The sequence below is a fragment of the Lacticaseibacillus casei DSM 20011 = JCM 1134 = ATCC 393 genome, from assembly GCF_000829055.1.
Taxonomy (GTDB): Bacteria; Bacillota; Bacilli; order Lactobacillales; family Lactobacillaceae; genus Lacticaseibacillus; species Lacticaseibacillus casei.
In genome coordinates this window covers 347,354-371,940 of record NZ_AP012544.1, presented here as the reverse complement: position 1 = coordinate 371,940, position 24,587 = coordinate 347,354, and the positions used below count along the sequence as shown (strand labels likewise).

General features: G+C 47.5%; 26 protein-coding genes, 1 tRNA gene and 3 pseudogenes. 7 read left to right on the top strand and 23 right to left on the bottom strand.

The genetic code is table 11. From position 1 onward, the window contains the following. Positions 1 to 2: 2 nt before the first annotated feature. From LBCZ_RS01760 to LBCZ_RS01720, 10 genes are all read right to left on the bottom strand, one after another. Positions 3 to 452, bottom strand: coding sequence for a hypothetical protein (locus LBCZ_RS01760; protein WP_025013904.1), 450 nt, complete (start codon positions 450 to 452; stop codon positions 3 to 5). Next, entirely contained in the window at positions 449 to 781 is a 333-nt protein-coding gene (locus LBCZ_RS01755; protein ID WP_025013903.1) for a hypothetical protein, read from the bottom strand. The genes LBCZ_RS01760 and LBCZ_RS01755 overlap by 4 nt, the downstream gene beginning before the upstream one ends. Next, the gene (locus tag LBCZ_RS01750) at positions 778 to 1,560 is read right to left on the bottom strand and encodes an ATP-binding protein (protein ID WP_015975074.1); all 783 of its coding nucleotides are present in this window, start codon (positions 1,558 to 1,560) and stop codon (positions 778 to 780) included. Before LBCZ_RS01750 ends, LBCZ_RS01755 begins: the two co-directional genes overlap by 4 nt. Then, the gene (locus LBCZ_RS01745) at positions 1,547 to 2,344 is read right to left on the bottom strand and encodes a hypothetical protein (protein ID WP_015975073.1); all 798 of its coding nucleotides are present in this window, start codon (positions 2,342 to 2,344) and stop codon (positions 1,547 to 1,549) included. Before LBCZ_RS01745 ends, LBCZ_RS01750 begins: the two co-directional genes overlap by 14 nt. A gap of 14 nt (positions 2,345 to 2,358) precedes the next feature. After that, positions 2,359 to 2,916: a DUF669 domain-containing protein gene (locus LBCZ_RS01740; protein WP_015975072.1), complete on the bottom strand. Its 558-nt coding sequence runs from the start codon at positions 2,914 to 2,916 to the stop codon at positions 2,359 to 2,361. Between the two features lie 3 nt (positions 2,917 to 2,919). Next, positions 2,920 to 3,627, bottom strand: coding sequence for an AAA family ATPase (locus LBCZ_RS01735; RefSeq protein WP_015975071.1), 708 nt, complete (start codon positions 3,625 to 3,627; stop codon positions 2,920 to 2,922). Next, positions 3,628 to 4,113, bottom strand: coding sequence for a siphovirus Gp157 family protein (locus LBCZ_RS01730; RefSeq protein WP_015975070.1), 486 nt, complete (start codon positions 4,111 to 4,113; stop codon positions 3,628 to 3,630). 18 nt (positions 4,114 to 4,131) lie between these two features. After that, complete coding sequence (locus LBCZ_RS01725) at positions 4,132 to 4,335, bottom strand: hypothetical protein (protein ID WP_015975069.1); 204 nt, start codon at positions 4,333 to 4,335, stop codon at positions 4,132 to 4,134. A gap of 4 nt (positions 4,336 to 4,339) precedes the next feature. Continuing rightward, entirely contained in the window at positions 4,340 to 4,492 is a 153-nt protein-coding gene (locus tag LBCZ_RS16010; RefSeq protein ID WP_164476268.1) for a hypothetical protein, read from the bottom strand. 84 nt (positions 4,493 to 4,576) lie between these two features. Beyond that, complete coding sequence (locus LBCZ_RS01720) at positions 4,577 to 4,933, bottom strand: DUF771 domain-containing protein (RefSeq protein WP_015975068.1); 357 nt, start codon at positions 4,931 to 4,933, stop codon at positions 4,577 to 4,579. Between the two features lie 244 nt (positions 4,934 to 5,177). Here LBCZ_RS01720 and LBCZ_RS01715 point away from each other — a divergent pair, with 244 nt between their 5' ends. After that, positions 5,178 to 5,423 carry a hypothetical protein gene (locus tag LBCZ_RS01715; RefSeq protein ID WP_032959348.1) on the top strand — a complete coding sequence of 82 codons (246 nt, stop codon included), beginning with the start codon at positions 5,178 to 5,180 and terminating at the stop codon, positions 5,421 to 5,423. Between the two features lie 134 nt (positions 5,424 to 5,557). On the opposite strand, the gene LBCZ_RS01710 is transcribed toward LBCZ_RS01715, so the two are convergent. Together LBCZ_RS01710 and LBCZ_RS01705 are read right to left on the bottom strand one after the other, a co-directional pair. After that, entirely contained in the window at positions 5,558 to 6,322 is a 765-nt protein-coding gene (locus LBCZ_RS01710; RefSeq protein WP_015975066.1) for a phage repressor protein/antirepressor Ant, read from the bottom strand. Then, complete coding sequence (locus LBCZ_RS01705) at positions 6,319 to 6,570, bottom strand: helix-turn-helix domain-containing protein (protein ID WP_016366000.1); 252 nt, start codon at positions 6,568 to 6,570, stop codon at positions 6,319 to 6,321. The genes LBCZ_RS01710 and LBCZ_RS01705 overlap by 4 nt, the downstream gene beginning before the upstream one ends. Before the next feature lie 157 nt (positions 6,571 to 6,727). On the opposite strand from LBCZ_RS01705, the gene LBCZ_RS01700 reads away from it, so the two are divergent. From LBCZ_RS01700 to LBCZ_RS01690, 3 genes are all read left to right on the top strand, one after another. Beyond that, positions 6,728 to 7,501, top strand: a complete 774-nt coding sequence (locus LBCZ_RS01700) for an XRE family transcriptional regulator (protein WP_015975065.1) — start codon at positions 6,728 to 6,730, stop codon at positions 7,499 to 7,501. A 57-nt stretch (positions 7,502 to 7,558) separates the two neighbouring features. Continuing rightward, positions 7,559 to 7,921, top strand: coding sequence for a hypothetical protein (locus LBCZ_RS01695; protein WP_025013516.1), 363 nt, complete (start codon positions 7,559 to 7,561; stop codon positions 7,919 to 7,921). A 174-nt stretch (positions 7,922 to 8,095) separates the two neighbouring features. Next, the gene (locus tag LBCZ_RS01690; RefSeq protein WP_015975063.1) at positions 8,096 to 9,265 is read left to right on the top strand and encodes a site-specific integrase; all 1,170 of its coding nucleotides are present in this window, start codon (positions 8,096 to 8,098) and stop codon (positions 9,263 to 9,265) included. 127 nt (positions 9,266 to 9,392) lie between these two features. Here LBCZ_RS01690 and LBCZ_RS01685 read toward each other — a convergent pair. The 8 genes and pseudogenes from LBCZ_RS01685 to LBCZ_RS01650 all read right to left on the bottom strand — a co-directional run bounded on the left by LBCZ_RS01685 (position 9,393) and on the right by LBCZ_RS01650 (position 16,797). Then, positions 9,393 to 9,464 (bottom strand) — tRNA-Arg (locus LBCZ_RS01685). Between the two features lie 225 nt (positions 9,465 to 9,689). After that, complete coding sequence (gene cysK, locus LBCZ_RS01680; protein ID WP_025013515.1) at positions 9,690 to 10,619, bottom strand: cysteine synthase A; 930 nt, start codon at positions 10,617 to 10,619, stop codon at positions 9,690 to 9,692. Positions 10,620 to 10,674: 55 nt separating this feature from the next. After that, positions 10,675 to 11,505 carry a homoserine O-succinyltransferase gene (locus LBCZ_RS01675; protein WP_039639618.1) on the bottom strand — a complete coding sequence of 277 codons (831 nt, stop codon included), beginning with the start codon at positions 11,503 to 11,505 and terminating at the stop codon, positions 10,675 to 10,677. Between the two features lie 364 nt (positions 11,506 to 11,869). Beyond that, positions 11,870 to 12,769, bottom strand: a complete 900-nt coding sequence (locus tag LBCZ_RS01670) for a shikimate dehydrogenase (protein ID WP_025013514.1) — start codon at positions 12,767 to 12,769, stop codon at positions 11,870 to 11,872. A gap of 15 nt (positions 12,770 to 12,784) precedes the next feature. Then, a pseudogene (locus LBCZ_RS01665) lies at positions 12,785 to 14,001 on the bottom strand (MFS transporter). A gap of 26 nt (positions 14,002 to 14,027) precedes the next feature. Continuing rightward, positions 14,028 to 14,897, bottom strand: a complete 870-nt coding sequence (gene aroE, locus LBCZ_RS01660; RefSeq protein ID WP_025013513.1) for a shikimate dehydrogenase — start codon at positions 14,895 to 14,897, stop codon at positions 14,028 to 14,030. 94 nt (positions 14,898 to 14,991) lie between these two features. Then, positions 14,992 to 15,825, bottom strand: a complete 834-nt coding sequence (locus LBCZ_RS01655) for an SDR family NAD(P)-dependent oxidoreductase (protein WP_039639619.1) — start codon at positions 15,823 to 15,825, stop codon at positions 14,992 to 14,994. Between the two features lie 105 nt (positions 15,826 to 15,930). After that, positions 15,931 to 16,797 (bottom strand): sugar phosphate isomerase/epimerase family protein, encoded by an 867-nt coding sequence (locus LBCZ_RS01650; protein WP_025013512.1) that lies wholly within the window; start codon positions 16,795 to 16,797, stop codon positions 15,931 to 15,933. Positions 16,798 to 16,951: 154 nt separating this feature from the next. Between LBCZ_RS01650 and LBCZ_RS01645 the strand changes: the two genes are divergently transcribed. The 3 genes and pseudogenes from LBCZ_RS01645 to LBCZ_RS01635 all read left to right on the top strand — a co-directional run bounded on the left by LBCZ_RS01645 (position 16,952) and on the right by LBCZ_RS01635 (position 19,914). Continuing rightward, complete coding sequence (locus LBCZ_RS01645; protein ID WP_025013511.1) at positions 16,952 to 17,845, top strand: LysR family transcriptional regulator; 894 nt, start codon at positions 16,952 to 16,954, stop codon at positions 17,843 to 17,845. A gap of 160 nt (positions 17,846 to 18,005) precedes the next feature. After that, positions 18,006 to 18,506, top strand: coding sequence for a DUF1440 domain-containing protein (locus tag LBCZ_RS01640; protein WP_039639621.1), 501 nt, complete (start codon positions 18,006 to 18,008; stop codon positions 18,504 to 18,506). 73 nt (positions 18,507 to 18,579) lie between these two features. Continuing rightward, positions 18,580 to 19,914, top strand: a pseudogene (locus LBCZ_RS01635) (MFS transporter). A 55-nt stretch (positions 19,915 to 19,969) separates the two neighbouring features. Here the strand turns inward: LBCZ_RS01635 and LBCZ_RS01630 are convergent. The 3 genes and pseudogenes from LBCZ_RS01630 to LBCZ_RS01625 all read right to left on the bottom strand — a co-directional run bounded on the left by LBCZ_RS01630 (position 19,970) and on the right by LBCZ_RS01625 (position 24,465). Continuing rightward, positions 19,970 to 21,412 (bottom strand): amino acid permease, encoded by a 1,443-nt coding sequence (locus LBCZ_RS01630; protein WP_025013510.1) that lies wholly within the window; start codon positions 21,410 to 21,412, stop codon positions 19,970 to 19,972. Positions 21,413 to 21,590: 178 nt separating this feature from the next. Beyond that, a pseudogene (locus tag LBCZ_RS16660) lies at positions 21,591 to 21,773 on the bottom strand (hypothetical protein). A 157-nt stretch (positions 21,774 to 21,930) separates the two neighbouring features. Next, positions 21,931 to 24,465 (bottom strand): M1 family metallopeptidase, encoded by a 2,535-nt coding sequence (locus LBCZ_RS01625; protein ID WP_025013509.1) that lies wholly within the window; start codon positions 24,463 to 24,465, stop codon positions 21,931 to 21,933. Between the last annotated feature and the right edge of the window lie 122 nt (positions 24,466 to 24,587).

Genomic DNA, 24,587 nt, shown 5'->3' with positions numbered 1-24,587 from the left:
AGCTATCGGATCACAATCTCTTCATGTCCGTTGTTGCGGCGGGGCAGCTTGATTTCAAACTCGCTTGCAACTCGCTTCACGAACGTTGTTGACTTCCCGATCCGCTTCGCAACGTCAATCAGCGTGTCACACTGTGAGGCTGCTTCTGCAATACCGTGCGCGTATTTGGCACGGGCTTCTTTTCGCTTTTTTGAAATCTTTTTAAGGCCGTTGTTGACTGAGGTCTTCAAAATGTCGCTATCATCAATTCCGGAAACCGCACGTTTCTCGACAATTGCTTTCTTTGATACAACAATCCGGCCGTTGAACTCTTGCTTCTCTATTTTTGAGAATGCTTCGCTTTTTGAGATGTCTAGCATTGCTGAATTTTCATAGCGCTTAAGTAATTCAGCCTTGAAGTCGCGCCACACTTTGTCTCCCTGCTTGTATAAACGCACTGTTACTTGTGTCATGCTTTTGCCTCCTGCTTAATTAATGGTGCTTCTGAGAAGTCCAGTGTTGCGAAGTGCTTAGCCAGCTCAAGCAAATTAAGCAGGCTTCCGGAAACTTCACCGTCAGCACGAACGTTTTTTGACGCTTCATGAATCATGCGTGTATTGGCCTGTACAATGCCCCCAACAAGCACGATAATGTCTTGCCACTGTGCTTCGGTAACTCCTAGGCAGCCTTGATCATAATCGCTCTCAATGTCCGCTATCGTTTGATTCAAGGCCATTTCATAGGCCCTCAAACGGTTATCCAAGCGTTGCAAATATCTATTCGTCATTTCTTCAGCTGTCACAGTCTCTTCCCCCTTACGTCCGTTAACTTCTCAAAATTAAATGTGCAGTCTTTTGATTTTGGAATAATTCGGCTGATTAGTTTGCTGTTGTACATGTGCTCAAGCTCGCTCATCTCGTTGTTCGTTGTGATGATTGTTGATAGACGAGGCCTGTTGCTCTCAAAATCAAGGCGGGCATTTGCAACGCGATATATCAGCTCTTGCATGTCGCGTCTAACCGGCTTGATGTCGAGTTTCATACCGCCTTCTGTGCCGAAGTCGTCCAACAACAGCACGCCAGCCTCTTTCATTGCCCGCTCAATGCCTACTAAACGCAGGCGAACGTCTGGTGCATCGTATTGCAATCCCATCAGGTTACTCAGCTCTGCTGTTGAAATAAACAGCCCTGACTGGCCTTCATCTCGTAGACTCGTCAGCATCGCCAAAGCAAGTGATGTCTTTCCTGCTCCCCGAGGGCCAAATAAAATCACGTTTTCGGGCGTTTTTTGCATTTGTTTTGCCAACTTGTATGCCCGATTTCCCAGATTTCTTGATTTCTGCAAATCCGTCTGCATTTCAGGCTGCCATTTTTCGAACGTAAACTTAGCCGGAACGTTTCCGGGGAAGACTGAGTAGCGATAAATGGCACGTGCCTTTTTACGGTTCAATGCGGCCATAGAGCGTTCGTAGAAGCGGTGTTCGATCTCGGCCTGAGTTGGCAGCGTATTAACGTCAATTCCACGCTTCTCAATGATTCTTTGCACGTCCGCATGTGTGAATAGTCCTTTAGTCGACTCCATATCCCCAGTTCTCCTTTGTTTCCGTGTGCTCTATCCGTCTGCCAGATGAAAACTTGCGATTTGCTTGAGCTGCCATGGTGTCGTACTTCGATCTCAGCTTTGATGCGCTTAGAATGTTTGTTTGCCAGAATGAATCGAACTGACACCAGTCAATCATTTTATGAATCTTATCGAATGGTCGATGATCCAACTCGTGCATCTTTCTAATGTCATCAGCCCAAGACTGTAAGTTTGGTTTTCGGTGCTCTGGGTTGTTGCCTTTGATCTTTTCCCAAAGGTAAACCGCCTCAATCATTTCTGGAGAACCGTCAGCATATTCCCGCTTGCGGGAATGCTGACTATCTTCTTTCTTTTCCTTCTTCTCCTTCTCTTCCTTCTTGTTTGTTGACACTTGATTGACAATTGATTGACGTTTGATTGACACTTGATTGTCATTGTCCTGATAGTCACACCACTTAGATATTGATATGACGCTATATTTAGTGTTTGATTTGATTGTCAGCATTCCACTGTTTTCAAATTTCTTAACCCATCTCCACACCTGACGCCATGACACTTGATTGTCACGTCGCACACCATCATTCATCTCAAACGCCAGTGCGTGGGCTCCCGTCACCAGTTCTCCGCTTGTCACGGATACTTCTTGACCGTTGAATAAGAACTTGCTAGGAGCATGATTTGCTTTCATCAAAATCAGCAGCCAAAGCTTTAGCTGATTCGCGTCAGTCCATACGAAGGACTGGCGTATTTTTCGGTATACTTTTATCCAGCCTCCGTCTGCCATGTGATCACCTCAAATCAGAATGGAAGATCATCATCGCTAACATCGATTGGCTGACCGCTATTGGCAAATGGATCGGATGTGTTGGTTTGGCTTGTTTGTGCCGGTGTGCCGAAAGACGGATTAGAATTTGAAGAAGATTCATCTTTGCTATCTTTCCAACGATGCTGAATCTGCGGAAAAGCTGTTGGCTCCCACTTTTTGATATGCGGATAGGTCTTACCGTTGTATTCTTCATTTTTGACGGTAACTTTAACAGCATGGCCCGTGAAATCTGCAAGCATCGCCGCGAGATCAGACCACGCCTTATGGTCTGGAATGCCAGCATTTTTGCCAATCATGAATAGGTATCCCATTGCATACTCTCCGGTGTCTTTCTTTGGATAAAAATTATCGAAGATATGCTTGTTCTGATATTTCTGTGGAACGTCATTGCGTACAATTAGATCAAACTTGATAAACTCGCGATCTTTGTAGTTGTCAAATCCAAATCGGTTAATAACGCATTCATATACACCATCTTGAATGTCGCCATTTCCTTCTGCTGCTTGTGAGTAGTCCATTGTGATAGCCATGTTTTAGTCCTCCTGTTTTACTGATTTTTCTTGATTTCCAAACTTGAATAGCTCGTTAATTGGTACTAGCTTCCGATTGTCTAATCTGTTTTTAGCAAAAATTGCATCAGTTCCCTCAAGAATGACGCCACGGCCATCAGTCTTGGGATTAACTACCACGCGCCCTACAACGTCTGTCAGGCCTAATAGCCCGTCACGCACGCTGTCACGAATTGCTGGTGCATACTGGCTGAACGATTGTCCAGTTTCGCTCGTAACATCTCGTGTGTTCTCCCAAGCGGTTACTAGCACGTTAACTGGTGCGTCCATGAAGATCATGGTCATGATACGGGCAAAGTAATTTGTCCATCTTGAGTAATCCTGAAGCTCGTTGCCAATGCCGTTTTTACTGTGCCTGCCCATCTCGACAAACCAGTCTTTTTCGAACGCTGATACGTTGTCGATCACCAGATTGTCATATCCGGAAACACGCTCAGCCAGATTTTTCAGGAACTCTTTCCATTCTTCGCTTGGTTTGCTTCGGTCAAATGGTTGCACATCGATGTTCGGTGCACCGGATAGCACTTTTGAACTGTCATCCAGATCTAGCACGAGTGTTTTGCCATCAAGATTGCGGATAGCTGACGTCTTACCGACGCCAGGCTTTCCATAAATCAAAACTCGCCAGTTCTTTGTTCGATCAATTGCAGATGCATGTTTAATTGGCTGCATCTACCGCACCCCCAGTCCGATGTTCTCAACCAGTCGCGCGTTTGGTACCTCGCGGCCAGCTTGTAGTGCTTTCTTCAAGTCAGCTTTGTTGACCATCAACGTTGTCTTAATGAACTCTGGTGGCAACTTATTCGGGTCTTCTGGTGCTTCCACGCTCATTGTTCTGCGTGTGTAAATGCTGAACAGTGGTGTATGAATGTGTTCACGACCAGTTTCAACCATCGCTTGCGCCAATCGTGATTTGATTGTCGCAGCGTTTTTCTTGGCACTTGTCTTTCGTTCTTGCAAACGCCTGATTTCAGCGTCGATTTCTTTGACGTCTGCTTCAATTGATCTGTAAACCTTGACATAGCCGACTGCCTTGTCTTCAAAGTCACCATCAACCATTTCCATCGTGTCAGCAATCGCTTGTGGATCAGCGTTGCCACTTTCTGCCAGTCGTTGCAAACTGGTCAATTTGTCTGTTAAGTCGTATAATACTGACATATAATATTTTCCTTTCTATCAGTCGTTGGCGTGCGGGCCAGCGGCTTTTTTCATGGCTTGTTTGATAATGAATAGGATTGCGTGTGCCCCATCTTCTTGACCCATCGCATACGTTTGGTGGAAATCAGTATTGTCGGGCCCATAGTCAGTGGCAACCTTGCGATATGCCGCGATCTGGCGGTTCGCTTCGGCTAGAATTCGTTCGTATTCCTCATTGGTCATCATGTCATCCCCTTAACATCGCTAGTCGTGCACGTAGCTTCTCGTTCTCGGCAAGTAGCATCTTTGCAATTGGTGTGTGGTTGCCGCGCATAATGTCTAACGTCAATTTGTTATGTTCTTTCAGCAAATCACCAATGGTTCGTTCTGCTTCATTCAATCCACTGCCTCCAATTTCCGCTGTGACCTAAGCAGTGACCAATGATCACGCCGAAGCCACCAGCAATTAGTAAATAGCCAATCATTATTTGTCCTTCTCTCTAAGTGACCTTGAAATCTCTGGGAACCATTTGTCTAAGAACTCGAGCCATGGTTTCGGATGAAACAGATATCCCTTTTTGCCAGGCGGTGGATATGAAACCACGGTATCTTGTAAGAACTTGTGGAAGCGTGGGACGTTCAAGATATTGTTAACTACCCACGTGTTGTTATGTCCTTCGACATAGCTTGTTGCGGTGGTGAGCGTCCACATGCCTCGTGCTGCTAGCTTGCGTTTTAACTCTTGGTTCTCCTTGATCATCTTTTCCAGTTCTTCTTCATCGACCGCTAAATACTTTTTGCTTGAAATCTGATCATCTTCAACAACCTGCAACAGTGGCATGGCATTTCCTCCTTTCTATTGATAACTGGGATGTAGCTAGTTCTTAGCACTGACAGATAATATCTAAAGAAAACCTTTGTCATAAAACAAACTGCTGTAATAGCAGAGACAGCATTGCAAGAAATATAGCGATGACTGCGAAAGTACGGCCCAAGTCTTCGCCATTCACTTGCATGTCCTTCTTTCTTTTGGCCTCTCCTTGGCAGATAATCAATTTATCTGGTGATGGAAGGAGGTGATATAAATGGACTTGCCATACAAAAAAGTATTTGCTCCTACCAGTGGCAATATTGGCGCGGTGTTTTCTTCGAAAGATGTAGCAATTAAAAGTGCCTACTCATTCAAAGATGGAAATGAATTCTTTATGATTCGTAATCTTATTGTTGATGGTAAAGAAGAGGTCCTCGTTGAAAGAGCGTCCAACGTTCTTACCGTATGGAGCACTCTTCCTTTAGGAGACGAAAGCAAAGGTTCCTACAGTGTGGGTTAATTCTTCGTCCTCAATAACGATTGTCACCAGGTCTCCCGGTTTTACTGCTGGGGGAAATGGATAACTAGTGCGCCAAGTGTAAAGAGTTACCCCCGTGCTACCCATATCAGTGCGGGGCTTTTTGTTTTCTTCGTTCATACCGTCATCCCCTTTTGCAGAAACTTGTTGATAAAATACTGCTGGCCTTTTCCGGTCACCTTTGGGGTCTTCTGAACTGTTACATGGCCGTCCGAGTGACTGATCGCCGTTTCCTTGACCTCGAACAAGCCTAGCTCCATCGCGCGTTGTGTCGGCGAGTTATAGTCGGCACCAATCCGTTTGATCAGATAGCCTTGCTCACGCAGCCAGGCGAACAACCGCTTGGCACCAATGTCAACGCCGTTCTGTTTGAGCACTTTTGCAAGATCACCAACTAAGATAGTCGTGTGACTTGTGGCTACCGCGTCTGCAAACAACGCTTTAGGCTTCATTGTTTCGTTATCAGCCGTAAGTGCCGCTGTTTTCGCTTGTTCGTCCTTTAGCTGTGTTGCCAGATTGATAATGAAGTCTGGATTATAGATGGCCTTCTCAATCGTTTCAGGCGTCATGTAGGCACCATGCTTGCGGATTGATGGGAGAACTTCATGTGTTACCCAACGGTTAAAACGTTTGGCCGCTGGTTTTCGACTAGCACCAATCAGTTTGTATAGCCCCGGTTCGCTGATGAAATTGGTCTCGCCTGATAAGCCCCCTAAGTTAAACTTAGTCACCTCATCGCCGTCTAATGATTTCAACGCTACCGTTGTGTTTGTTAGTTTCAGCGCATTCGTAACATCCGGTGCTGAAAACCAGATAATGCCGTTGGAGCTGACAGTCCGAATTTGGTTATCTTCGAACTGAAATAGTTGTAGTTCGTTCATACCGTCATCCCCTTAGGTCGCGTTATTGCGACTTTTTTCTTTAAAAAAATATCAATTGCTTCCTGATCGCTAAGAGGGATGAATTGCATCATTTTGAATATTTCTTGTGCCGTGAAGTCTTTTCCACCCCGCTGCATTTTCCGAAATAATGTGCTTCTTGCGATCCCTAATGCTAAAGCTAGAGAATCTTGAGTGACGTGTCGTTCTGTCATAAGTCCCTTTAAACGATCCAAATTCACATTAACCATATATGATTCTCCTTTCTGTCGCATTCCTGCGACTTGATGAACTAAGCATAAATCGCTTATAAGCAAATGTCAATATAAAAATCGCAAATATGCGACTTTTGTTGTTGCAAATTTGCGACGTCGGTTTATAATTGTAGCCATACAGGAGGTGCCACATATGAACGTTGGAGAACGAATGAAAACTATTCGTAAACAAAAAGGCATTAGCGCAGATTCTCTTGCCGCCAAAATTGGTGTCTCTAGATCAACGGTTTTTCGATATGAAAAAGGAGACATCGAAAAGGTTCCAATTGAAGTAGTTGCAAAGGTAGCGAATGCCCTCAATATTAAACCAGAAGTTTTAATGGGTCTGAAAGCTGACACCGTTGTGGATAAGATTCATGACACGGTGGTTCAACTCCACCCTGAACGTCAGCAAAAAGTCTACACGTACGCTGAAAAGCAGCTCAATGAGCAGCAGAACCGCGACAACGTTGTCAGCTTAGATGAGGCGCATGTAGAACGTAATCTCGATGAACCCGCTTTTAATGTTGAGGTTGATGGCATTGTGGCCGCTGGCTATGGTGCCTTTAATGATGATCGCGATGAACCAATGGATACAGTTAAGATTCCGGACAGCGCTATTCCAGCTCACTACGATTACTGTTTTAAGGTTGTCGGCGACAGTATGCACCCTACCTATGATGATGGTGAGCTCGTATTTGTTCAGAAAACGCAAGACGTTACGAACGGAATGATCGCGGTAGTTGATATTAATGGTATGACATTTATTAAGAAGCTTATTTTTGAAGAGAACCGTTTGTGTCTTCGTTCATTGAATGATGATGTGGACGAAAAAACGGGCGAACGTATCTACCCAGACTTCTACGCGGACGAAACCGACAATATTGATGTGATTGGTAAAGTTGTCGGATCATACGCATTCAAATAATCTTACGTCCAAACCCTGATCGACGTTAAAAGCTGAATTTTTTTGGAGGGATTCATTATGAAGAAGCTCAAGATCAATATTTGGACTGGCATTTATAACATTTTTGCATGTGTTATCTTCGCCTCGTCTTGGTTCGTCATCTTTTCAACCGCATTTAGCGATGCTGCAAACAAGACCAATGCAACTGGTGGTGCTGCCACATTCTTCTATGCTGTTGCTTGGATTGGCGTTGTGTTAAATGCTCTTGCTTTATGGCAAAGCTATAAACACAACATTTCGTTAGTGGGTGGTGTTTTGGGCGTAATTGGTTCGCTTTGCTTTGGTTTGACCGCTGCAATGGCATTTCCAGCTATTGTTTTGTTGATTATTGCAATTGTATTCCTGTTCTTACAGCACCCTCGCAATAAGGCGGCTGCTTAGCATATATTATTCCCCACGCAAGCGGCGTCCCCGTGCAAGCCGGAGAGTGGGGATGAATACAAAATAAAAAGCGCCTACCCCACTGGCTAAAGTGAACGGGTAGACGCCAAACAATTACTCGGAGCGACAAGGCTCTTTGTATACTCAATTTTATCAGAAAAGGAGGAAGATTGCATGGCAACATTTAGGAAACGCGGCAAGTATTGGGAATACCGGGTTAAGTATACGGACTCCGCCGGTAAGCAGTTGGTCGCTTCACACGGTGGATATCGTCTTAAATCATCTGCTCAAGATGCTGCAGAAGCTGTTGAAGATGACCTCAAACGTGGTGGCGATCCATCAAAACAAGACGTTCTGTTACTTGATTATTGGGATCAATGGGCTGAAACATACCGAACCAATGGCAAGTCAATCAACACTGTATACCGTTACAAGCTTTTTAGAAAGCACCTAAAGAGCCGATTTGATGGGCGAAAGCTTAATTCTATTCGACCTATCGAATGGCAGAAATTTATTAACGATTTTGCTGCCGGCAAAGATCGCAAGGAGAAAACCACACGAAAGCGGCCACGTGAGCGTTCGAAAGATGTCGTTACCAAGATGAACAGCTATGTTCGTGGGATGGTAAAAGCGGCAATCAATGAACGCATTCTATTTTCTGATTTCACCTTTGGAACGAAGACATCAGGCGTGCGCTCTAGTGGGAAAGTAAAGGTGCTAGACAGCCACGATTTCGCTAAGGTTAAAGCAATTGCTATTGAACGGGCTTCGTACCGCAATATCGGGGCGCTTGCTGTTTATATTGGCTCGATGACTGGCATGCGAATATCTGAAGTGTTGGCTTTAACTTGGCCTGACATCGATACTAAGCTCGGCGTCATTCATGTTACGCGTTCTTGGGATCATTTGTATGGAACAGGATTCAAACCAACTAAAACTGATTCTTCAGTTCGCGACATTGAGATATCGCCCAGCGTCATTGAGCTTCTTAATAAGATCCATCAGGAACAAGCAGCATCTTATCTTCGTACTGGATATCGTGACGAAGACCAGATGATTATGCGTGATCCACGTCACAACGTGATTACAGACAGCGCATGTAACAAAGCCCTGCACGTCATTCAGAACAAAGCTGAAATTCCCGAGAACAAGCAGATCACTTTTCACGGGTTGCGTCATAGCCACGTCAGCTACTTGATCAGCAAAGGTGTCGACATCTATTATATTTCAAAGCGGTTGGGTCATTCAGACGTGACTATTACGATGAAAGTCTATGGTCATTTGTTAGACTCACAGAGAAAACAAGAAGCACATAAGGCCGTGTTATTCATGGATCAGCTGTGATTGTGTTTGTCCCCTTTTTGTCCCCCGAAAAATAAAAACAAAGGAACTCTAAAGAAACCTAAATTGCTGTAAATGCTGATACATAAGCTTTTTAAAAAACTAAAATAACCTAAAGAAAGCTAAATAATGCCTCCACCGGGATTCGAACCCGGATCTGTGGTTTCGAGGACCATTATGCTATCCATTGCACCATGGAGACTTACAAGTTTTATTATAGCGCTTTTAACGCAGTGGCGTGATGACTGACTTCGAAGCTAGTCCCAAAACCCAAAAAGTTTACGATAAATCATCCCAAAACAAAAAACGCCCAATTCCTTTAACATCAAAGGATTGAACTTTTTTGACCCCTTCTAAGTGTCAAAGAATGGGAACTCACAATGCCACTACCCACGCATCGTTTAGCTAGGCACGGCATTCATTGACCTTAATCATCAAACTTAAACAAATCTGTCGACAGATACCGCTCGCCGTTATCTGGTGCAACGGTTGCGACGCTCTTGCCTTTGCCGAGTTTCTTGGCAATTTCAATGGCGCCGAAAATGTTGGCACCCGCTGAAATGCCTGGCAGGAAGCCTTCTTCATGGCTGACGTGGCGCGCCATGTCGATGGCCTGATCGCTTGTCACTTCGACGATGTCTTGATAGAGGTTCGTCTCCAAGACATCTGGAATGAAGCCGGCTGAAATGCCTTGGATTTTGTGCTTGCCGCCATGGCCTTCTTTGAGCATTGGTGACTCGGCTGCTTCCAAAGCGTAAATCTGGACGTTTGGATTGATTTTCCGCAAAGCACGGCCGACACCGGTTAACGTGCCGCCTGTCCCAACGCCTGCAACAAACGCGTCCGGCGTGCCGCCGTCAAATGAGCGGATGATTTCCTGGCCGGTGGTGCGTTCGTTTACATCTGGGTTGGCGGGATTCTGAAATTGCATCGGCAGGAAGTAGCCATTTTCTTTGCTAAGTACCTCGGCCTTTTTGATCGCGCCCGGCATGCCGTCCGCACCCGGGGTCAAAATCAATTCAGCTCCATAGCCGCGCATCAACGCCCGGCGCTCGACACTCATGGTTTCTGGCATCGTGATGATCAGATGATAACCCTTCGCTGCCGCAACCAGAGCAAGGCCAATACCTGTGTTACCGGAAGTCGGTTCGACAATCGTGCCACCGGGCTTTAAAACGCCTTTGTATTCAGCATCTTCAATCATTGCCAGCGCGATCCGATCCTTCACGGAACCACCGGGATTGAAGAATTCAAGCTTTACATAAACATCAGCTGCGCCTTCAGGTACAACGCGATTTAACTTGAGTAACGGGGTGTTGCCAATCAAACCTGTAATATTATCTGCTGCTGTCACCATATTAAAGCCTCCATATTCGTGAGCGTGAACCGCCGCGGTTAAGACAGCTCACACGTTATCGTGTCGGAATTGAACGATCTTCGTTACGATGGTCGGCAACATGCCGAATCCAATTGTCAAAAATCGTTCGCTGTGTTTTCTTCCAATTAAACTTCGGATGATCATAATCGTTTTTGTGATGATAATAGTGTTTAGCGCGCGCGTAGTCGATCTCGGGGTGTGCGGCGATTTCGCGGTGATATTCCGCATCCAGTCCCCACCGATCGTACTCGATATGCGAAAAGACAAAGGTTTGGGTGCCGGTCGGTTCCGTCACCATGAACAATTTGCCTTTTGTCGTTGTCGCGTTGATCGTTAATCGTGGGTCATTGCGAATATCGCGGACATCCATCTCGGCATAACGCGCATGTGGTGCCTTGAATCCATCTTTTAAGCCTTGCAGAAGCGGATGCGGTTCCAGAATCGTTTGCGGGTAAACCCCAAACAGTTTGTGAGGAAGAATGAGCTTACTGACACCAAAAAAATAATTCAGTGCTACCATGCCGCCCCAGCAAAGATAGAGTTGATTCGGTACATGCTGCCCCAGCGTTTTCAAAAGCGTCCGCACCTCGGCAATATAGTGTACTTGATCGAACTCTAGGGTTTCAATCGGCGAACCCGTGATGATGAACCCATCCATTGTCGCCGCTTCGTGAATATCCAGTGGATCTAAAATCGAACTGACCGCCTCCGGCACATCACGTCCTGCGTAATGGGTCATGGGGTAATAAAAATGCAATTCAACCGGAATCTCAGTGCGGGTCAAGACGTGTTGCAGCCGAGTTTTGGTATCGGCCTTATCATGCATGACGTTTAAAATACCGATCTTGAGTGGCGATTTTGTCAAGATTCACCTCCTATCTCATGATAGTAACGACTCCACCTTAAAAGAAGCTTTGCACATGACCGCGGACTAAACTGTCGCGTGTCGTCACTTGCCCGGACACATCAGGGGGATACCCTGATCAGTCACACAGTGCCAACATCGATTAAATGCAATGAGGTTTTTCATAGTATCCTCCCTTTCAGTACTTATATACTAACTAAATGTAAGGCTAATAACAACCTTTCGCGTTAATATATTCGCGAATTCTTTTTGTTCGATTAGTTGACGATCTCAAGCAAAAAAGCCTGATAACATCGGCCTTGATGCATCAAGCTTTCTATTAATATATTGATTTTCTGCTATAGCGATTGGAACACCAGTCTATTTACGCGTGCGTGGCAACCGCCGGCTCACCAAACACCGTTTCACGAATATCATCAACCGGCATCTGCAGTCCGGTCCATAGATGGAAGGCGGCTGCCCCCTGATTAATTAACATATTGATACCGTTGTAGACGTGCTTGACGCCTGCCTGCTTCGCGATTCGCATGAGTTTGGTCTCACGTGGTGCATAAACCGTATCAAACACGATCGTCTCTGGCACGAACCATTCGCCATCAGGAACATTGCTAATGTGTTCCAGCGGCTTCATCCCGGCTGGCGTTGCATCAACGTAAATCGCTGAATCGGCGATGCTGGCCTTTAACGCACCCTGATCATCGAGTGCAAATAACGCCGCGTGTCCTTGTGTCTGGTCATTGATAATCGCAACGTTGCGCTGAGCATTTTGCCAGGATGCATCGCGGCGATTGAAAATGTTGATTTGACTGACACCATCTAAGGCTGCCTGAATCGCAATCGCTGTTCCCGCACCACCAGCACCGGCTAGCGTCATTTTTTCACCGCGAATATCCAACCCGTCATGGCGCAAAGCTTCCATAAAGCCCGTCCCATCAGTGATATGGCCGATCAACACGCCATGGTCATTGACGATGGTATTCACTGCACCGATCAACTTCGCAGCAGGTGAAAGTTTGTCCAATAACGGTATCGCCTTTTGCTTATTGGGCATCGACAGATTACCGCCTAAAAAATGCAGACTGCGCATGGCTTGCAAGGCGTGGGCAAGCTCTGGAGCATCAACGTCAAAAGACAGATACGCGTCGTTGAGCCCTAATTTTTCAAATGTTGCATTGTACATCGCTGGTGATAACGAGTGCCCGGCAGGATGGGCGAATAGTCCTGCCAAAGCTGTATGACCATCTATTTCATCTTTTAATGACATCCTGAAACCTCCATTTTAATGTGCCCGTGCAACTTCTAGCACTCTTTTTTCCTGCGCTTTCACAATCAACGCTAAACCAATGCCGATGATCGTAATCCCAATGTTCAAAAGAATAATCATCCGCGGCGCCGCATCCCCGAAGGCCTTGGTCAAACCAGCTGCTGCGGAAAGCACGGCGTAATTGGCAATGCTTGAGGCAATCATGACCAGTGACGTTGCGGTTCCCTTGTGGCTAGGAAAGAAATTGATGGTGGTTGAAGTCGCAAGTTGCAAGACGCCGCCAGCTGCAGCGTAGCCTATCACGAAACTGCCAATGTACAGAATCGTTGGCGTTTGGACAAAATAGCATAAGGCAAGCATCACCACGGCAATTGCCGGATAGAGGATCAAAATCGTGCTTTCCTTCAGGCCGGATTTAATTAAGCGGGCGGTCAACAACACGGCGATGCCAGCGCCAACTGCATACAGCGATTGCAGCGTTGCCGGATTTTTGACGCCATACGCCAGTCCGAGTTCCTGATTGCAGTTTAACCAAACCATGAACGTGGTCGAGCTGGTGAAGCCAATTAAAATGGCCGCTACCGAGCCTAGTGAGAAATGCATTTTTTCAGGCGAACCGGTGGCATTAAGCTGTGGCTTCTCGCGCTTAGGAAACGGGAAGACCATGATGGCGAGCGCATCTGCCGCTAATGCCACCCCGCAGATGATGAAGATCGTTCGAAAAGAAAGCCCTGCCGCAGCCACTCCGCCAATAAAGAACGGCAAAACAAACTGGGCAACCACGACTGCAAACTTAGTCAACAAATTCGCAATCGAAGCGGACTCGGGAAACATCTCCATGAGACTCGGCGAAACACAAGTGTCCAGAAACGAGTTTGCCATCCCATTAAGAATGCCGATGAGATAAGCTGCCCAGAACTGGTGCACCAGGATGATGCCCACAAAGAAAACGAATATAGCGCAATGCCAATCGTGCCGGAAACCTTCCGGCCAAAATGATCCGACACCGGCCCGGCAAATGGATAGGCAATCAGGCGGCCTAATCCAAACGCCGCAATCACGGAGACCACCATACTGACATCAATCGTGCCATTGCTCAATTGCTGGGCACCCCAGTTTGCCGCGAACTGCGCCTTATACTGACTCAGGATAGACGAGGCAATGCCCAACATCGCGTAGGAAAAGTAGAGTGCCAATGCACCTGGCAAAAAATGATTATGTTTGGTTTTCATCGTTCAACTTGCCTCCGTATGCTGCCTTACTGCCCAGCTTCAAACGCTTGATAAGCTTTCACTGGCATATCCTGCCCCGTCCATAATTTGTATCCGGCCGCACCTTGCCAGAGCAACATGCCTTTACCTGGCGCAACTTTGGCACCGATTTTTTCTGCATCCTCGATCAATTTGGTTTTCAAAGGATTGTAGACCGTGTCGGCAACAACCAAATCTTGACGGAGAAAATCGGGATTAACCAGTGACTCACCGTCGTTAGGTTTCATGCCGACTGTGGTTGCATTGACGAGGATATCCGCGACGGCGATGGCTGCTTTGAGCTTATCGGTGGCTTCCAAATGCTCAACCACTACATCCACATCCGGCGCGGCCTTGGCTAACTTTTTGGCAGTTGCTTCCGCGCGCGGATAAAACTCATCTGGCCGGTTAAAAATGGTCACCTGACGTGCACCATCTAAAGCCGCCTGCACTTGAATTGCCGTCGCGGCACCACCTGCGCCCAAAACAACCAAGCGCTTATCTTTAATTGCCACGCCATGTTCTTTTAAGTTACGGACAAACCCAATGCCGTCCGTGATGTGGCCGATCAATTTGCCATGATCATTCACCACGACATTGACCGCACCGATAATCTTGGCGGCCGGCGAAAGTTCGTCCATTAAGGTTGCCGCGACATTCTTACATGGCATGGTGATATTGCCGCCGCGCATTTTGAACAGACGCATCGCATCCAATGCTCGGGGCATTTGGTCTTTTTTGACATCAAACGCAAGATAAGCCGCATCGATTTTTTGTTTTTGAAAACTAAAGTTATACATCGCCGGTGAGCCAGAATGGCCAACCGGACTGCCAAGCAAACACAACAAACCAGTCGTTCCTGAAATCCAAGTTTCCATTATCAACGCCTCCACTAAGTTCATAATTTCACGAATAATTTCAAAAGAAGAACCTGATCGGCTGTGCGATCAAGTTACTTCCGTGCCATCACGCTTACTTTTTAGCTTGATGGGCTTTGATGGCATATTCCCGGCGACCGCCTGGTTTAGGGATCATATCCTGCATCATGATGCCAAGGCCGCCATCAACCCGCAGTTCACCGCCATTTGTGTAATCTGAGCGTTCACTGCTTAGATACAGTACGGCGTTTGTGATATCGTCCAGATCACCGATTTGCCGACTGGCAACCAGCCGTTCGCGGCCATCCAACACTTGCGGATCCTTGTAAAAGTCAGCGGACATCGGCGTCTTCACCAGACATGGCATGACGCAATTGCTGCGAATGCCGAACTGGCCCCACTCTGCCGCCATTTGCTTAGATAGCATGTTAACCGCAGCCTTGGTGGTACTGTATGTACCACTGTATGTCTCAGGAAATACCGCCGCGACAGTCGAAATATGCACCATCGTTCCATGATGTTGGGCAATCATCTGGCGACCGAATCGTTGCGACATCAGAAAATAGCCCGTCAAGTTAATGTTCAATGCCGTCTTCCATTCGTCTAAACGTAAGTCTTCAAATGGGGCAAATCGTAAAATTGCCGCCGTATTCACAAGAATGTCGACCTGTCCAAACTTTGCAACAACGGCTTTTACTGCGTCATCAACTTCATCTTCATTCGTGGTATCGGTCGCCAGTGGCAACGTCTGAACCCCGTACTTTTCACTTAAAGCTTTAGCAGCAGTTTCAATGGCTTCTTTCTTAATATCCACCAAAACAACATTGGCACCGTGTTCGGCAAATGCCTCGCAAAAACGGGTGCCCATGCCGCCAACTGCACCGGTCACGACCACAACTTTATCTTTTAAACCTAGCCAATCTGCCATGAAAAATTTCCTCCTTAACGCTGTGAAACAAACCAGAACCGAAACGCCTCTGCATTGGGCTTTAAAACTTACGATCTTTCATTCCGAGTAGTTAACCTACCAGTTCTAATGAGTGGCCACAGCTGGTTTTAAAATCTCCGGCCAAACTGCTTGCAAAGTTTTAACGGTATTGTCGTACGTATACTTAGCAACCCAGTCGATCCCTTTGGCCATGTACTGATCAGAGATAACTTCAACGCCGATCACCTTTGGATCCACGCCAGCATCTTTGATCATTTTGATGAATTTTTCCGTGCGGTCTTCAAACCCAGTTCCCGGGGCGAGGCGGTCATGCATCGACTCGTCGCGTAAAATGCTCTTGGCATACGGACGTTTGTAAGCATCATCAAGCTGAATCGAGATTACACGTTTGGCCTGTTCCTTGGTTAGCAGATCAAATGGCTGATCGGCCCGTACCCAGTGCCACATGTCCAGAAGCATCATGACATTTGGCGCCCCGGCCCCTTGAAGGATGGCCCAAGTCTTCTTTAAATCAGGCATGCCACTATATGGCATCGGCTCAAGTGCAATGATGAGGTTGCCAGCGAGCGCCGCGCGATGAGCCAACTGTTGAAGTTTCTTCGCTGTAAAATTAACCGGATAACTTTCCATCAAACCGGTATTGATATGTTCAACGCCAAACAAGTGGCACATGTGGAAACACGTTGGTTCTTTATATTTTTGTTCATAAGACCGCGGTTCTTCACACCATTGAACGATGTATTCCACCTCTGTGCACTTGATGTGATAGCGGTCTAAAATGTCGAGAATATCCTGATCGGTTAAGCCTTCATTCAACGCGTCAACGTAAGTCTCAGCCCGTAAGCCGATCCCGTCATAACCCGCATTTGCGGCAGCTTTGACGCGATCTTCAAAAGTGCATTGGTCGCCTAATGTCCATGAACTGACTGTAATCGGATGTGTAAGTGTCATGATAATGCCTCCCAAATTCATTTGTGATTATTTCTTCAATCTCATTTACAAATTAAATTGTATGCGGTTGCACAATCAACTTCTAATTCATTATAATGGGGGCGTCTATAGCTGGAAGCTATTGTTCGTTTTGTAGACACTCTGGAGGCAAATTATGAACCTTTTTCACTTGCGCTATTTCGTCACGTTGGCTAAGTTGCAGAATTACACTCAGGCCGCGCGCCAACTAAACATTACCCAGCCCAGTCTTAGCAACGCCATTCACGGGCTCGAGAATGAGCTCGGCCTTGCTTTGTTTGTCCGGCAAGGGCGCAATATTGTCTTAACCCCTGAAGGCCGTGAGTTTAGCCGAATCGTCGAGCATTCGCTTACCATTCTTGACAGCGGCATTGAACAGCTGCAGCATCAAAACACGGAGCAAACGGTCATTAAGTTAGCTGCCTTACGCACCCTTAGCACACGCTGGGTTCCCGGCATTGTTCGCAGTTTTCTACAACAAAGTCCCGATGACGTCCGCTTTGAATTCACGAACGAAAATGGTTTATCACCACAAATTATTCAAGGATTACGCTCTAAAAATTATGACATTTGCTTTTGCTCAAAGGTTGACGAACAAGAGGATATTGCTTATTTTCCGATTGCATCGCAAGAACTCGTTGTCATCACGCCGCTAGACCATCCCTTAGCGAGTCGTCATCGCATCGAACTCAGTGAAACGCTCGCCTTCGACCAGGTCACTTTCTCGAAAAGAAGCGGTCTGGCCCCGATTATTCGCCAACTTTTTGCCGAATGTGGCGGCCAGCCTCACAGCGTGTATGCAATTGAAGAAGATGAAGCCGTGGCTGGTCTGGTCGCCAACGGGTTTGGCATTGCGGTGGTGCCTAATATGCCAATCATTAAAACCCTGCCAGTCAAAATCATTCCACTTAGCTTCCCCACCTGGCAGCGCATCTTTTACATGGCTACTTTAAAAGACCACTATCAATCCCCTGCTGCGACTGACTTTATTGATTTTGTTCACGCGCATCACGCCGACATTCATCAATAATAGCTGCTGGTCAAGCTACCATTGCCCAATAGCAATGGGCTCCTTACCCATCTGGCAATAAACACTTACAATTTGTTATCTAGGCATGCCAAAACCGTACTGCTGTTTTAAAATAGAAGTGCTAAAGTTCTTGACGCATTCATCTAGGGAGGTCGCTTATATGCGTACACAAACTCAGTCATCTGTCTTGAAGCTGGCAGCGGTTGGTGCCGTTGCGGGCTTAGTATCAGGGCTTGTCAAGTTGGGTTGGGAAAATATTTTACCGCCGCGAACACCGGAACGTGATGCCACCAATCCGCCGCAACAATTTTTGCAGCAGCACGGCCTCACGCCGGCGGAAACTCATGCCACTTACACGTATTCCGGCCATCAGATTCCTTGGGTTAGTCTTTTGGTTCACTTTGGCTTTTCGTCAAGCCTCGGTGCGCTTTATGCCGTTGCCGGGCATTATGTCCCGTTGTTTAAATTAGGTTACGGCAGCATGTGGGGACTTGGCGTGTGGGCTGGCGCTCATCTTTGGGCCATGCCTGCGCTAAAAATCGTGCCGCCTGCCAAAGATCAACCGGCGGAAGAACATTTGTCCGAAGCTGTTGGACACATGGTTTGGAATACGGTTAACCAAATCGTGATTAGTGACATGTTGCGGGAAAAGCATGATTAAGAGCGACTGCTAACACCCGAAGATTGCAGTCGTACATGTTTCGTGTCAGTTATCCACGAAAGAAGGTTTGCGGATGCAAAAAAAGCCGACTGCACAACAAACAAAGCGGCCTGAACGCATCAGTTACGGCCTGAGCGACGCGGCTGATAATCTGGTCTTTCAGGTGATGACAACCTATCTACTGTATTTCTACACGGACATTTACGGATTGAGTGCCGGCGCGGTCGCCTTGCTGTTCCTGATCGCCCGCGTTGCCGATGTTTTCGAAAGTCCGGTGGTCGGTTTGATGATCGACCACACCCACTCGCGCTTTGGTAAAAGCCGGCCGTTCTTCCTTTGGTACGCACTGCCTTATGCCGTTTTTGCGGTGCTTACCTTCGTCACGCCAGACTGGTCGGCTAACGGTAAACTGCTGTGGGCTTACGCGACGTACCTCATCTTGGGGTTCCTCTACACCGCAGTTAACCTGCCAATCACCTCGGTTCTGCCGACGCTAACCCAAAATCAACAGGAGCTAACTTTGCTCGGGGTCATTCGCCAGTTCTTCGGCAGTTCCGTTCAGATTATTGTAGCTGTGTTCACCTTACCGCTAGTGGCGTTTTTCGGCCGCGGCAATGATCAGCACGGCTTTCTTTTAACCATGGCTTTGTTTGCCGGCATTTCATTACTATTAATTCTCAACACCTTTGTGCATATTCGTGAGCGCTTTACCCAGAAAAAAATCGCCCATCAGCCGTTTCGTGTAGTTGCTAAAATCGCGGTTCGCAACAAACCTTGGCTGATTCTGTCAGGCGTTATTTTCACGTATTGGCTACTGACGGCGATCAAAAACCAGACGACGGTTTACTATTTCAAATACACGTTGCACAATTAGAATCTGGTTTCCTGGGCCAATAGCTTTACGTTCTCATCATTGATCGGCGTCTTGCTGATTATTAGCATTGCCGGACATTATGGGAACAAGCACACCATGCGTCTGGGAATGCTGATTGGCTTGGCCGGACAGTTGGTGATTGCCGGGGGCGTGTACCTGCGCCAGCTGTGGCTGCTATTTTTCGGCATTCTGGTCAACAGCATCGGTCAAGGCATGATCGTCGGCTTGGTTTCCATCATGTTAGCTGACACCATTCGCTATGGCATCACCCTCGGCGCCCAAGCTGAAGGCTTCTTCGCCTCAAGCAACGACTTTGGGGTCAACCTCGGGCTGGGTATCGGCGGCCTCGTCACCGCTGGCTTGTTCGACCTCACCGGTTATGTTCCAAACACCAGCCAAAATGCCGCAACCCTTGGCATGATTGATTTGAATTATGTCTGGTTGCCCCTGTTGCTTTACGGCATCTTGCTGCTGCTCATTCACTTTTACCCTGAAAAGAAAATGTTGACCGCGATTCGCGAACATCATCTTTAGGTCAAAAAAGGATCTGCCACCCTCTTCGGTAGCAGATCCTTTTTCATATCGCAGTTTATTCCGTGGTTAACTCGTTGCGCCGGGCCAACATTGGCAAAACGAGCCCCAATGCCAAGAGCACCACCGGCGTAATCACATTGAGGCCCATTTGGAACCACCATGTGCCGGGATCGCTCAGATAGCTGATTTTCGGCAGCATCCTCAGTAAGCAGGCGAATGCGGTGAAGAAGAAACACCAGCCGCCAATGAGCATGCCTGCGTGTTTGTTTTTCACTAACATGTAGTCTGCTTGGAACTTCTCAAGATGGCGATTAAGCAGGTAATACGCTAAGAAGACCCAGAGATAACGTAGTGGCATCACGACCGAGTTCAGGTTCAGCAGCCATTTGTATAACTCATTCATGTTGCCGATACCCAACGCCGGCACAATAATCAGAATGCTGACCAGAATCCCGGTCATCCAGTAACCGTTAATCGGCGTGCCTTTTTTGTTGATCCGCCGTAGTTTTTTAGGAATAAAATGCGGATCGGCGTCACTCAGCAGGATTTTCAGTGGAGCATCAATTGAGAAGGCCAAAGCTGAAATCGAAGCAAGCGCATTGGCGATGGCGTAGAGAATGACAAAGATATTCCCCAGGTGGTAATAGTTGCCAAGCATCGCAAACGCAGTGTATGGGCCATTAGACATGAGATCAGTCGGAATATGGTGACTGTCAAACAACATGCCCATGCCAAAAGATCCCAGCAAGGAACAAAACGCAACCATGCCGGCAAGGACCAGCATGCCCAACGGAAATTCTTTGGACGCATGTTTGGTGTTGTTGACGTATGGCGAAATTTTTTCCGCCCCGCCAACGGCAAAGACCAGCATGGAAATCGTGGTGAAGTAATTCAAATCAAATTTCGGTAAGTAAGTGTGCAAATCGCCCATGTCCGGCGTGGCCACATGAACCCCTTTGACCATCAAAGGTGCCGTGACTGCCAAGATGATGAACAGGATCGACATCAGGAACATCGCGGTACCGGCCATGCTGCCGATGCGATTCAGGGTCGTCAGGCCGCGTGATGACAGCCATAAGAAAAGTAAGAACAGCGCCAGACAGATCAACGACACGGTCATCGACGATACGGTGTTGACAAAGTTACCGTTGCCTTTGAAAAGCCAGCTGAGCGCAATCAAAATCGCTTGCGGCTTCTGGGCCAGGTACGGAATATGCACCACCCAGTAGGTCCATGCAGCGTAATAAGCCAGCCGCACACTGCCGGTTTCCTTAATCCAGGAACTAACGCCGCCCGCCTGATCCTTAAAGGTTGAACCAAGCTGACCGACGATCAAGGCATAGGGCACGAAGTAAATCAGCATTATCAGAATCCAGCTGGTCACAACGGACAGGCCTTGTTGTGCATAGTTGTTAAACACATTGCCAAGGCCCCAGACCGAGACGAAGGCAATCAAAGCCACGTTATACCAGCGCAGTTGTTTCTTAGTGTCTGCCACGAAAATCCCTCCAAACAAATCCCGCCTTTGGAAAAACGGGAATTTGTTCTCCAGTGTACCGGTTTAGTAGCCCCTATTTCCCGTGAAAATGTATAGATATGGATTAGATTTTTCTAAAAAGGCAGTTGCTTTTTCGCCATGGGCGGGCTTTCAAGGGTATAAAATTCTTACTAATAGGTCACCGCCGTGCCAAACTCCGCAATCTCCGGCCAGATGGTGCTGGAACGCTGTGGGCACGACTTTGAACCCGCAAAAACCGCGGTTTCAAAGCTCGGCCTTGGCCTAAAACGGGAAAACCGCCCGTTTAAGGCCAATTTCACAGCTGAGCCCCATCTGGCCTCCGATTGTTCCGCTTTGTCACTAGTATCTTGACAACCTTGACTAGTACTCCTTAGATAAACAAAAACAAGCACACCTCCAAAAAATTCTTGGAAATATGCTCGTCTCTATACTGAAACCGCGAATTGTAACGCTAGCCTGTTTATAGCTATTTTCTACTCATTATTCGCGAATCAGCTTCACTTAACCGCCTTAGCAACCGCCCCATTAACTGCTTGTTGCTCGGCCTGAATCAAATCAACCCGGCTGGCGATGACGCCGGTGTCCATCGTGATTTCACGAGTTAACCCTGGCGTCGGTAGTTTAGGCTCGAAGAATGCTTTGAATTCGTTAAGCCGGTTTGCGGTTCGGAAGATGCCGGCAATTACGGTGATATAGGTGGTAAACTCCATGTCGCCGCCGACCGTCTTTTCCAGCCATGACCATTCTTTGCGGATCCAGTCCCATGCAGCCTGTTCGCCGAAATGGTTGTTCAATACGCCGCGGAACCATGAGCGTAAATCCTGAGGCTTGATTGTATCGGCATTTTCGAACTGATCAACAATTTTCCCGATCAAGGCCTCATCTGGGGTGCTGGTTAAGGCAGCGAGAATGTCTGCCTTATAACTTGAATCCGTGGTCTGCTTGTAGGCTGTCAATAACTGATCGAACAAGGCGGCGCTGCCAAAGTTTTTCACTTCGTTTTGGAGCACAAACATCCGCACGTCTGCCGGCAACTGGATTAATTGATCCTTGTTAGCCGTGAAAAGGTCGTGACCTTGCGCAATGGCCGTAGCGTTTTTAGCATAAAGCGCCATGCTTAGCACATATGGCCGCGTCAATTGATCATCATTGGTTTCGTTTGGCTTCGGCAACCAGCCGAGACGTTTAAATTGGCCTGCGCTGAGCTGATCGAAGAATGCTTTCAGCTGGGCTTCATCTGAGGAGTCAGGTGTCACAAACTGCTTCAAATCATTGGCAACGCGATACAAGGCATTGATGACAATGGCGCTATGGCTCTCGGCAAAACGCGGTAACAATGGCACAATATTAGCGTATGAATTTTGCCGTCCTTCAGCCAACAACCGCAAATCTTGCAGGATCTGACGCTGATCAATCGCATTCAGCTGGTCAAGGTGATTCAGAATATCGGTTAACAGCGTTTGATCATATTGCACGATGAAATGGGAGTTGTTGCCTACGTTAACCCGGAATGGCTCGCCGCTGTCTTGGCGCAACTGTGCATAGTCGCCCAATGTCACTTGCTTATCGGCGAAAATCTGCGGTGCGACGGCATAGTTACTATTCAACGGGATCTGCCATTGGCGGCCGACGTCTTTGCCTGCACCGATGAAGAACTGTTGCTGCGACAAGGTCAGCTTGCCATCCACCACCGCGGCGGTTACAACCGGATAACCCGGCTGTTCCAGCCACGACTGCATAATTTTGCCAACATCCAGATGGGAAGCCTGACCCAATGCTGCCCACAAATCGGCGCCCGCGGCATTACCAAACTTGTGCGCTTCAAAGTAAGCCTTCAAACCGGCGCGCAAGGCATCGTCGCCAATTAACGCACGAACCATCACCAGCATCCGTGCCCCTTTTGCGTAAACAATCGCGCTGTCGAAAAGCGAATCGATTTCAGCCGGATCTTCAACCTGCACATGAACCGACTGCACACCATCCGTGGCATCACGCTGCAACGCCATCGGGACTTCCAGCGTTTGGAAAGCTTCCCAGATGTGCCAATCCGGTTGCAACGCGTCCACCGCGACATATTCCATCATGTTGGCGAAGCTTTCGTTCAACCAGAGATCATCCCACCACTTCATGGTCACAAGGTCACCGAACCATTGATGCGCTAACTCATGGGCAATGACCGTGGCAACGCGCTCTTTGGTCTCCAGCGACGTGTTATCCGGATCGATCGTCAGCAGCGCTTCCCGATACGTCACCAGGCCCCAGTTCTCCATGGCACCGGCAGAAAAGTCCGGCAATGCCAGCTGCCAAGAGTGCGGTAACGGATAAGGCGTCTGGTAAAAGTCTTCGTAAAATTCAATCGAACGCTTGGCAATATCTAACGCAAAGTCCAGTTCGTTAGGCTTGTGCGCTTTCGTGGCAAAAACGCCGATTTTGACGCCGCTCTTCGTCGTGGTCTGCTTACTTTGCAGCTCGCCAAACGCAAATGCAATCAGATAAGTCGACATCCGCACCGTGGTATCAAAATAATGAACGCAATTGATTTCACGCACTTCCGGCATATTACTAATCACCGTCTCGCCCGGATGTTCATCAAACTTAATCGCCAAATCAAATGTTGCTTTGGCTTCAGGTTCATCAACACTCGGAAAAGCCTGCCGCGCCGCCGTGGTTTCAAACTGGGTCCCGATGATTTGCTTCTTGACCCCGTCCACTTCGTAGTAAGACGGGTAAATGCCCATCATGGTATCCGTCAACGGCGCCGTGTAGGTAATCGTCAACTTCACATTGCCTGCTTGCGGCAACGTGATCCGCACGGCCTCAGCCGGATCATCGGTTGTAAACGGGACTGCTTGGTTGTTCGCCTCAACGGATTCAACCTTCAAATACTTTTGATGAACCGCAATGTTCGGCTGCTTCGCTTCACCGATAATCGACGTCTTGCCGCTAATGGTCTTGGTCGCCCGGTTAATATCCAAATAAAGATCATAATGTGACGGCTGAAAAGTCTCATAGAAATGTGCTGATTTGCTCATGAAGTGCCTCCTCAAATTGTTAGATTACGCTCATTATACGCCAAGTGCACTTTCTGGGCAGGGAAAAGCCCCACTAATAAACGGTTACGCTGAATAGAGAGTGGTTCGCCAGCGTTTCTTGA

Excerpts from the sequence above, each read along its gene's own strand:
- LBCZ_RS01760 (WP_025013904.1), bottom strand. The coding sequence starts at position 452 with ATGACACAAGTAACAGTGCGTTTATACAAGCAGGGAGACAAAGTGTGG.
- LBCZ_RS01750 (WP_015975074.1), bottom strand. The coding sequence starts at position 1,560 with ATGGAGTCGACTAAAGGACTATTCACACATGCGGACGTGCAAAGAATC.
- LBCZ_RS01745 (WP_015975073.1), bottom strand. The coding sequence starts at position 2,344 with ATGGCAGACGGAGGCTGGATAAAAGTATACCGAAAAATACGCCAGTCC.
- LBCZ_RS01740 (WP_015975072.1), bottom strand. The coding sequence starts at position 2,916 with ATGGCTATCACAATGGACTACTCACAAGCAGCAGAAGGAAATGGCGAC.
- LBCZ_RS01735 (WP_015975071.1), bottom strand. The coding sequence starts at position 3,627 with ATGCAGCCAATTAAACATGCATCTGCAATTGATCGAACAAAGAACTGG.
- LBCZ_RS01730 (WP_015975070.1), bottom strand. The coding sequence starts at position 4,113 with ATGTCAGTATTATACGACTTAACAGACAAATTGACCAGTTTGCAACGA.
- LBCZ_RS01725 (WP_015975069.1), bottom strand. The coding sequence starts at position 4,335 with ATGACCAATGAGGAATACGAACGAATTCTAGCCGAAGCGAACCGCCAG.
- LBCZ_RS01720 (WP_015975068.1), bottom strand. The coding sequence starts at position 4,933 with ATGCCACTGTTGCAGGTTGTTGAAGATGATCAGATTTCAAGCAAAAAG.
- LBCZ_RS01715 (WP_032959348.1), top strand. The coding sequence starts at position 5,178 with ATGGACTTGCCATACAAAAAAGTATTTGCTCCTACCAGTGGCAATATT.
- LBCZ_RS01710 (WP_015975066.1), bottom strand. The coding sequence starts at position 6,322 with ATGAACGAACTACAACTATTTCAGTTCGAAGATAACCAAATTCGGACT.
- LBCZ_RS01705 (WP_016366000.1), bottom strand. The coding sequence starts at position 6,570 with ATGGTTAATGTGAATTTGGATCGTTTAAAGGGACTTATGACAGAACGA.
- LBCZ_RS01700 (WP_015975065.1), top strand. The coding sequence starts at position 6,728 with ATGAACGTTGGAGAACGAATGAAAACTATTCGTAAACAAAAAGGCATT.
- LBCZ_RS01695 (WP_025013516.1), top strand. The coding sequence starts at position 7,559 with ATGAAGAAGCTCAAGATCAATATTTGGACTGGCATTTATAACATTTTT.
- LBCZ_RS01690 (WP_015975063.1), top strand. The coding sequence starts at position 8,096 with ATGGCAACATTTAGGAAACGCGGCAAGTATTGGGAATACCGGGTTAAG.
- cysK (WP_025013515.1), bottom strand. The coding sequence starts at position 10,619 with ATGGTGACAGCAGCAGATAATATTACAGGTTTGATTGGCAACACCCCG.
- LBCZ_RS01670 (WP_025013514.1), bottom strand. The coding sequence starts at position 12,769 with ATGTCATTAAAAGATGAAATAGATGGTCATACAGCTTTGGCAGGACTA.
- aroE (WP_025013513.1), bottom strand. The coding sequence starts at position 14,897 with ATGGAAACTTGGATTTCAGGAACGACTGGTTTGTTGTGTTTGCTTGGC.
- LBCZ_RS01655 (WP_039639619.1), bottom strand. The coding sequence starts at position 15,825 with ATGGCAGATTGGCTAGGTTTAAAAGATAAAGTTGTGGTCGTGACCGGT.
- LBCZ_RS01650 (WP_025013512.1), bottom strand. The coding sequence starts at position 16,797 with ATGACACTTACACATCCGATTACAGTCAGTTCATGGACATTAGGCGAC.
- LBCZ_RS01645 (WP_025013511.1), top strand. The coding sequence starts at position 16,952 with ATGAACCTTTTTCACTTGCGCTATTTCGTCACGTTGGCTAAGTTGCAG.
- LBCZ_RS01640 (WP_039639621.1), top strand. The coding sequence starts at position 18,006 with ATGCGTACACAAACTCAGTCATCTGTCTTGAAGCTGGCAGCGGTTGGT.
- LBCZ_RS01625 (WP_025013509.1), bottom strand. The coding sequence starts at position 24,465 with ATGAGCAAATCAGCACATTTCTATGAGACTTTTCAGCCGTCACATTAT.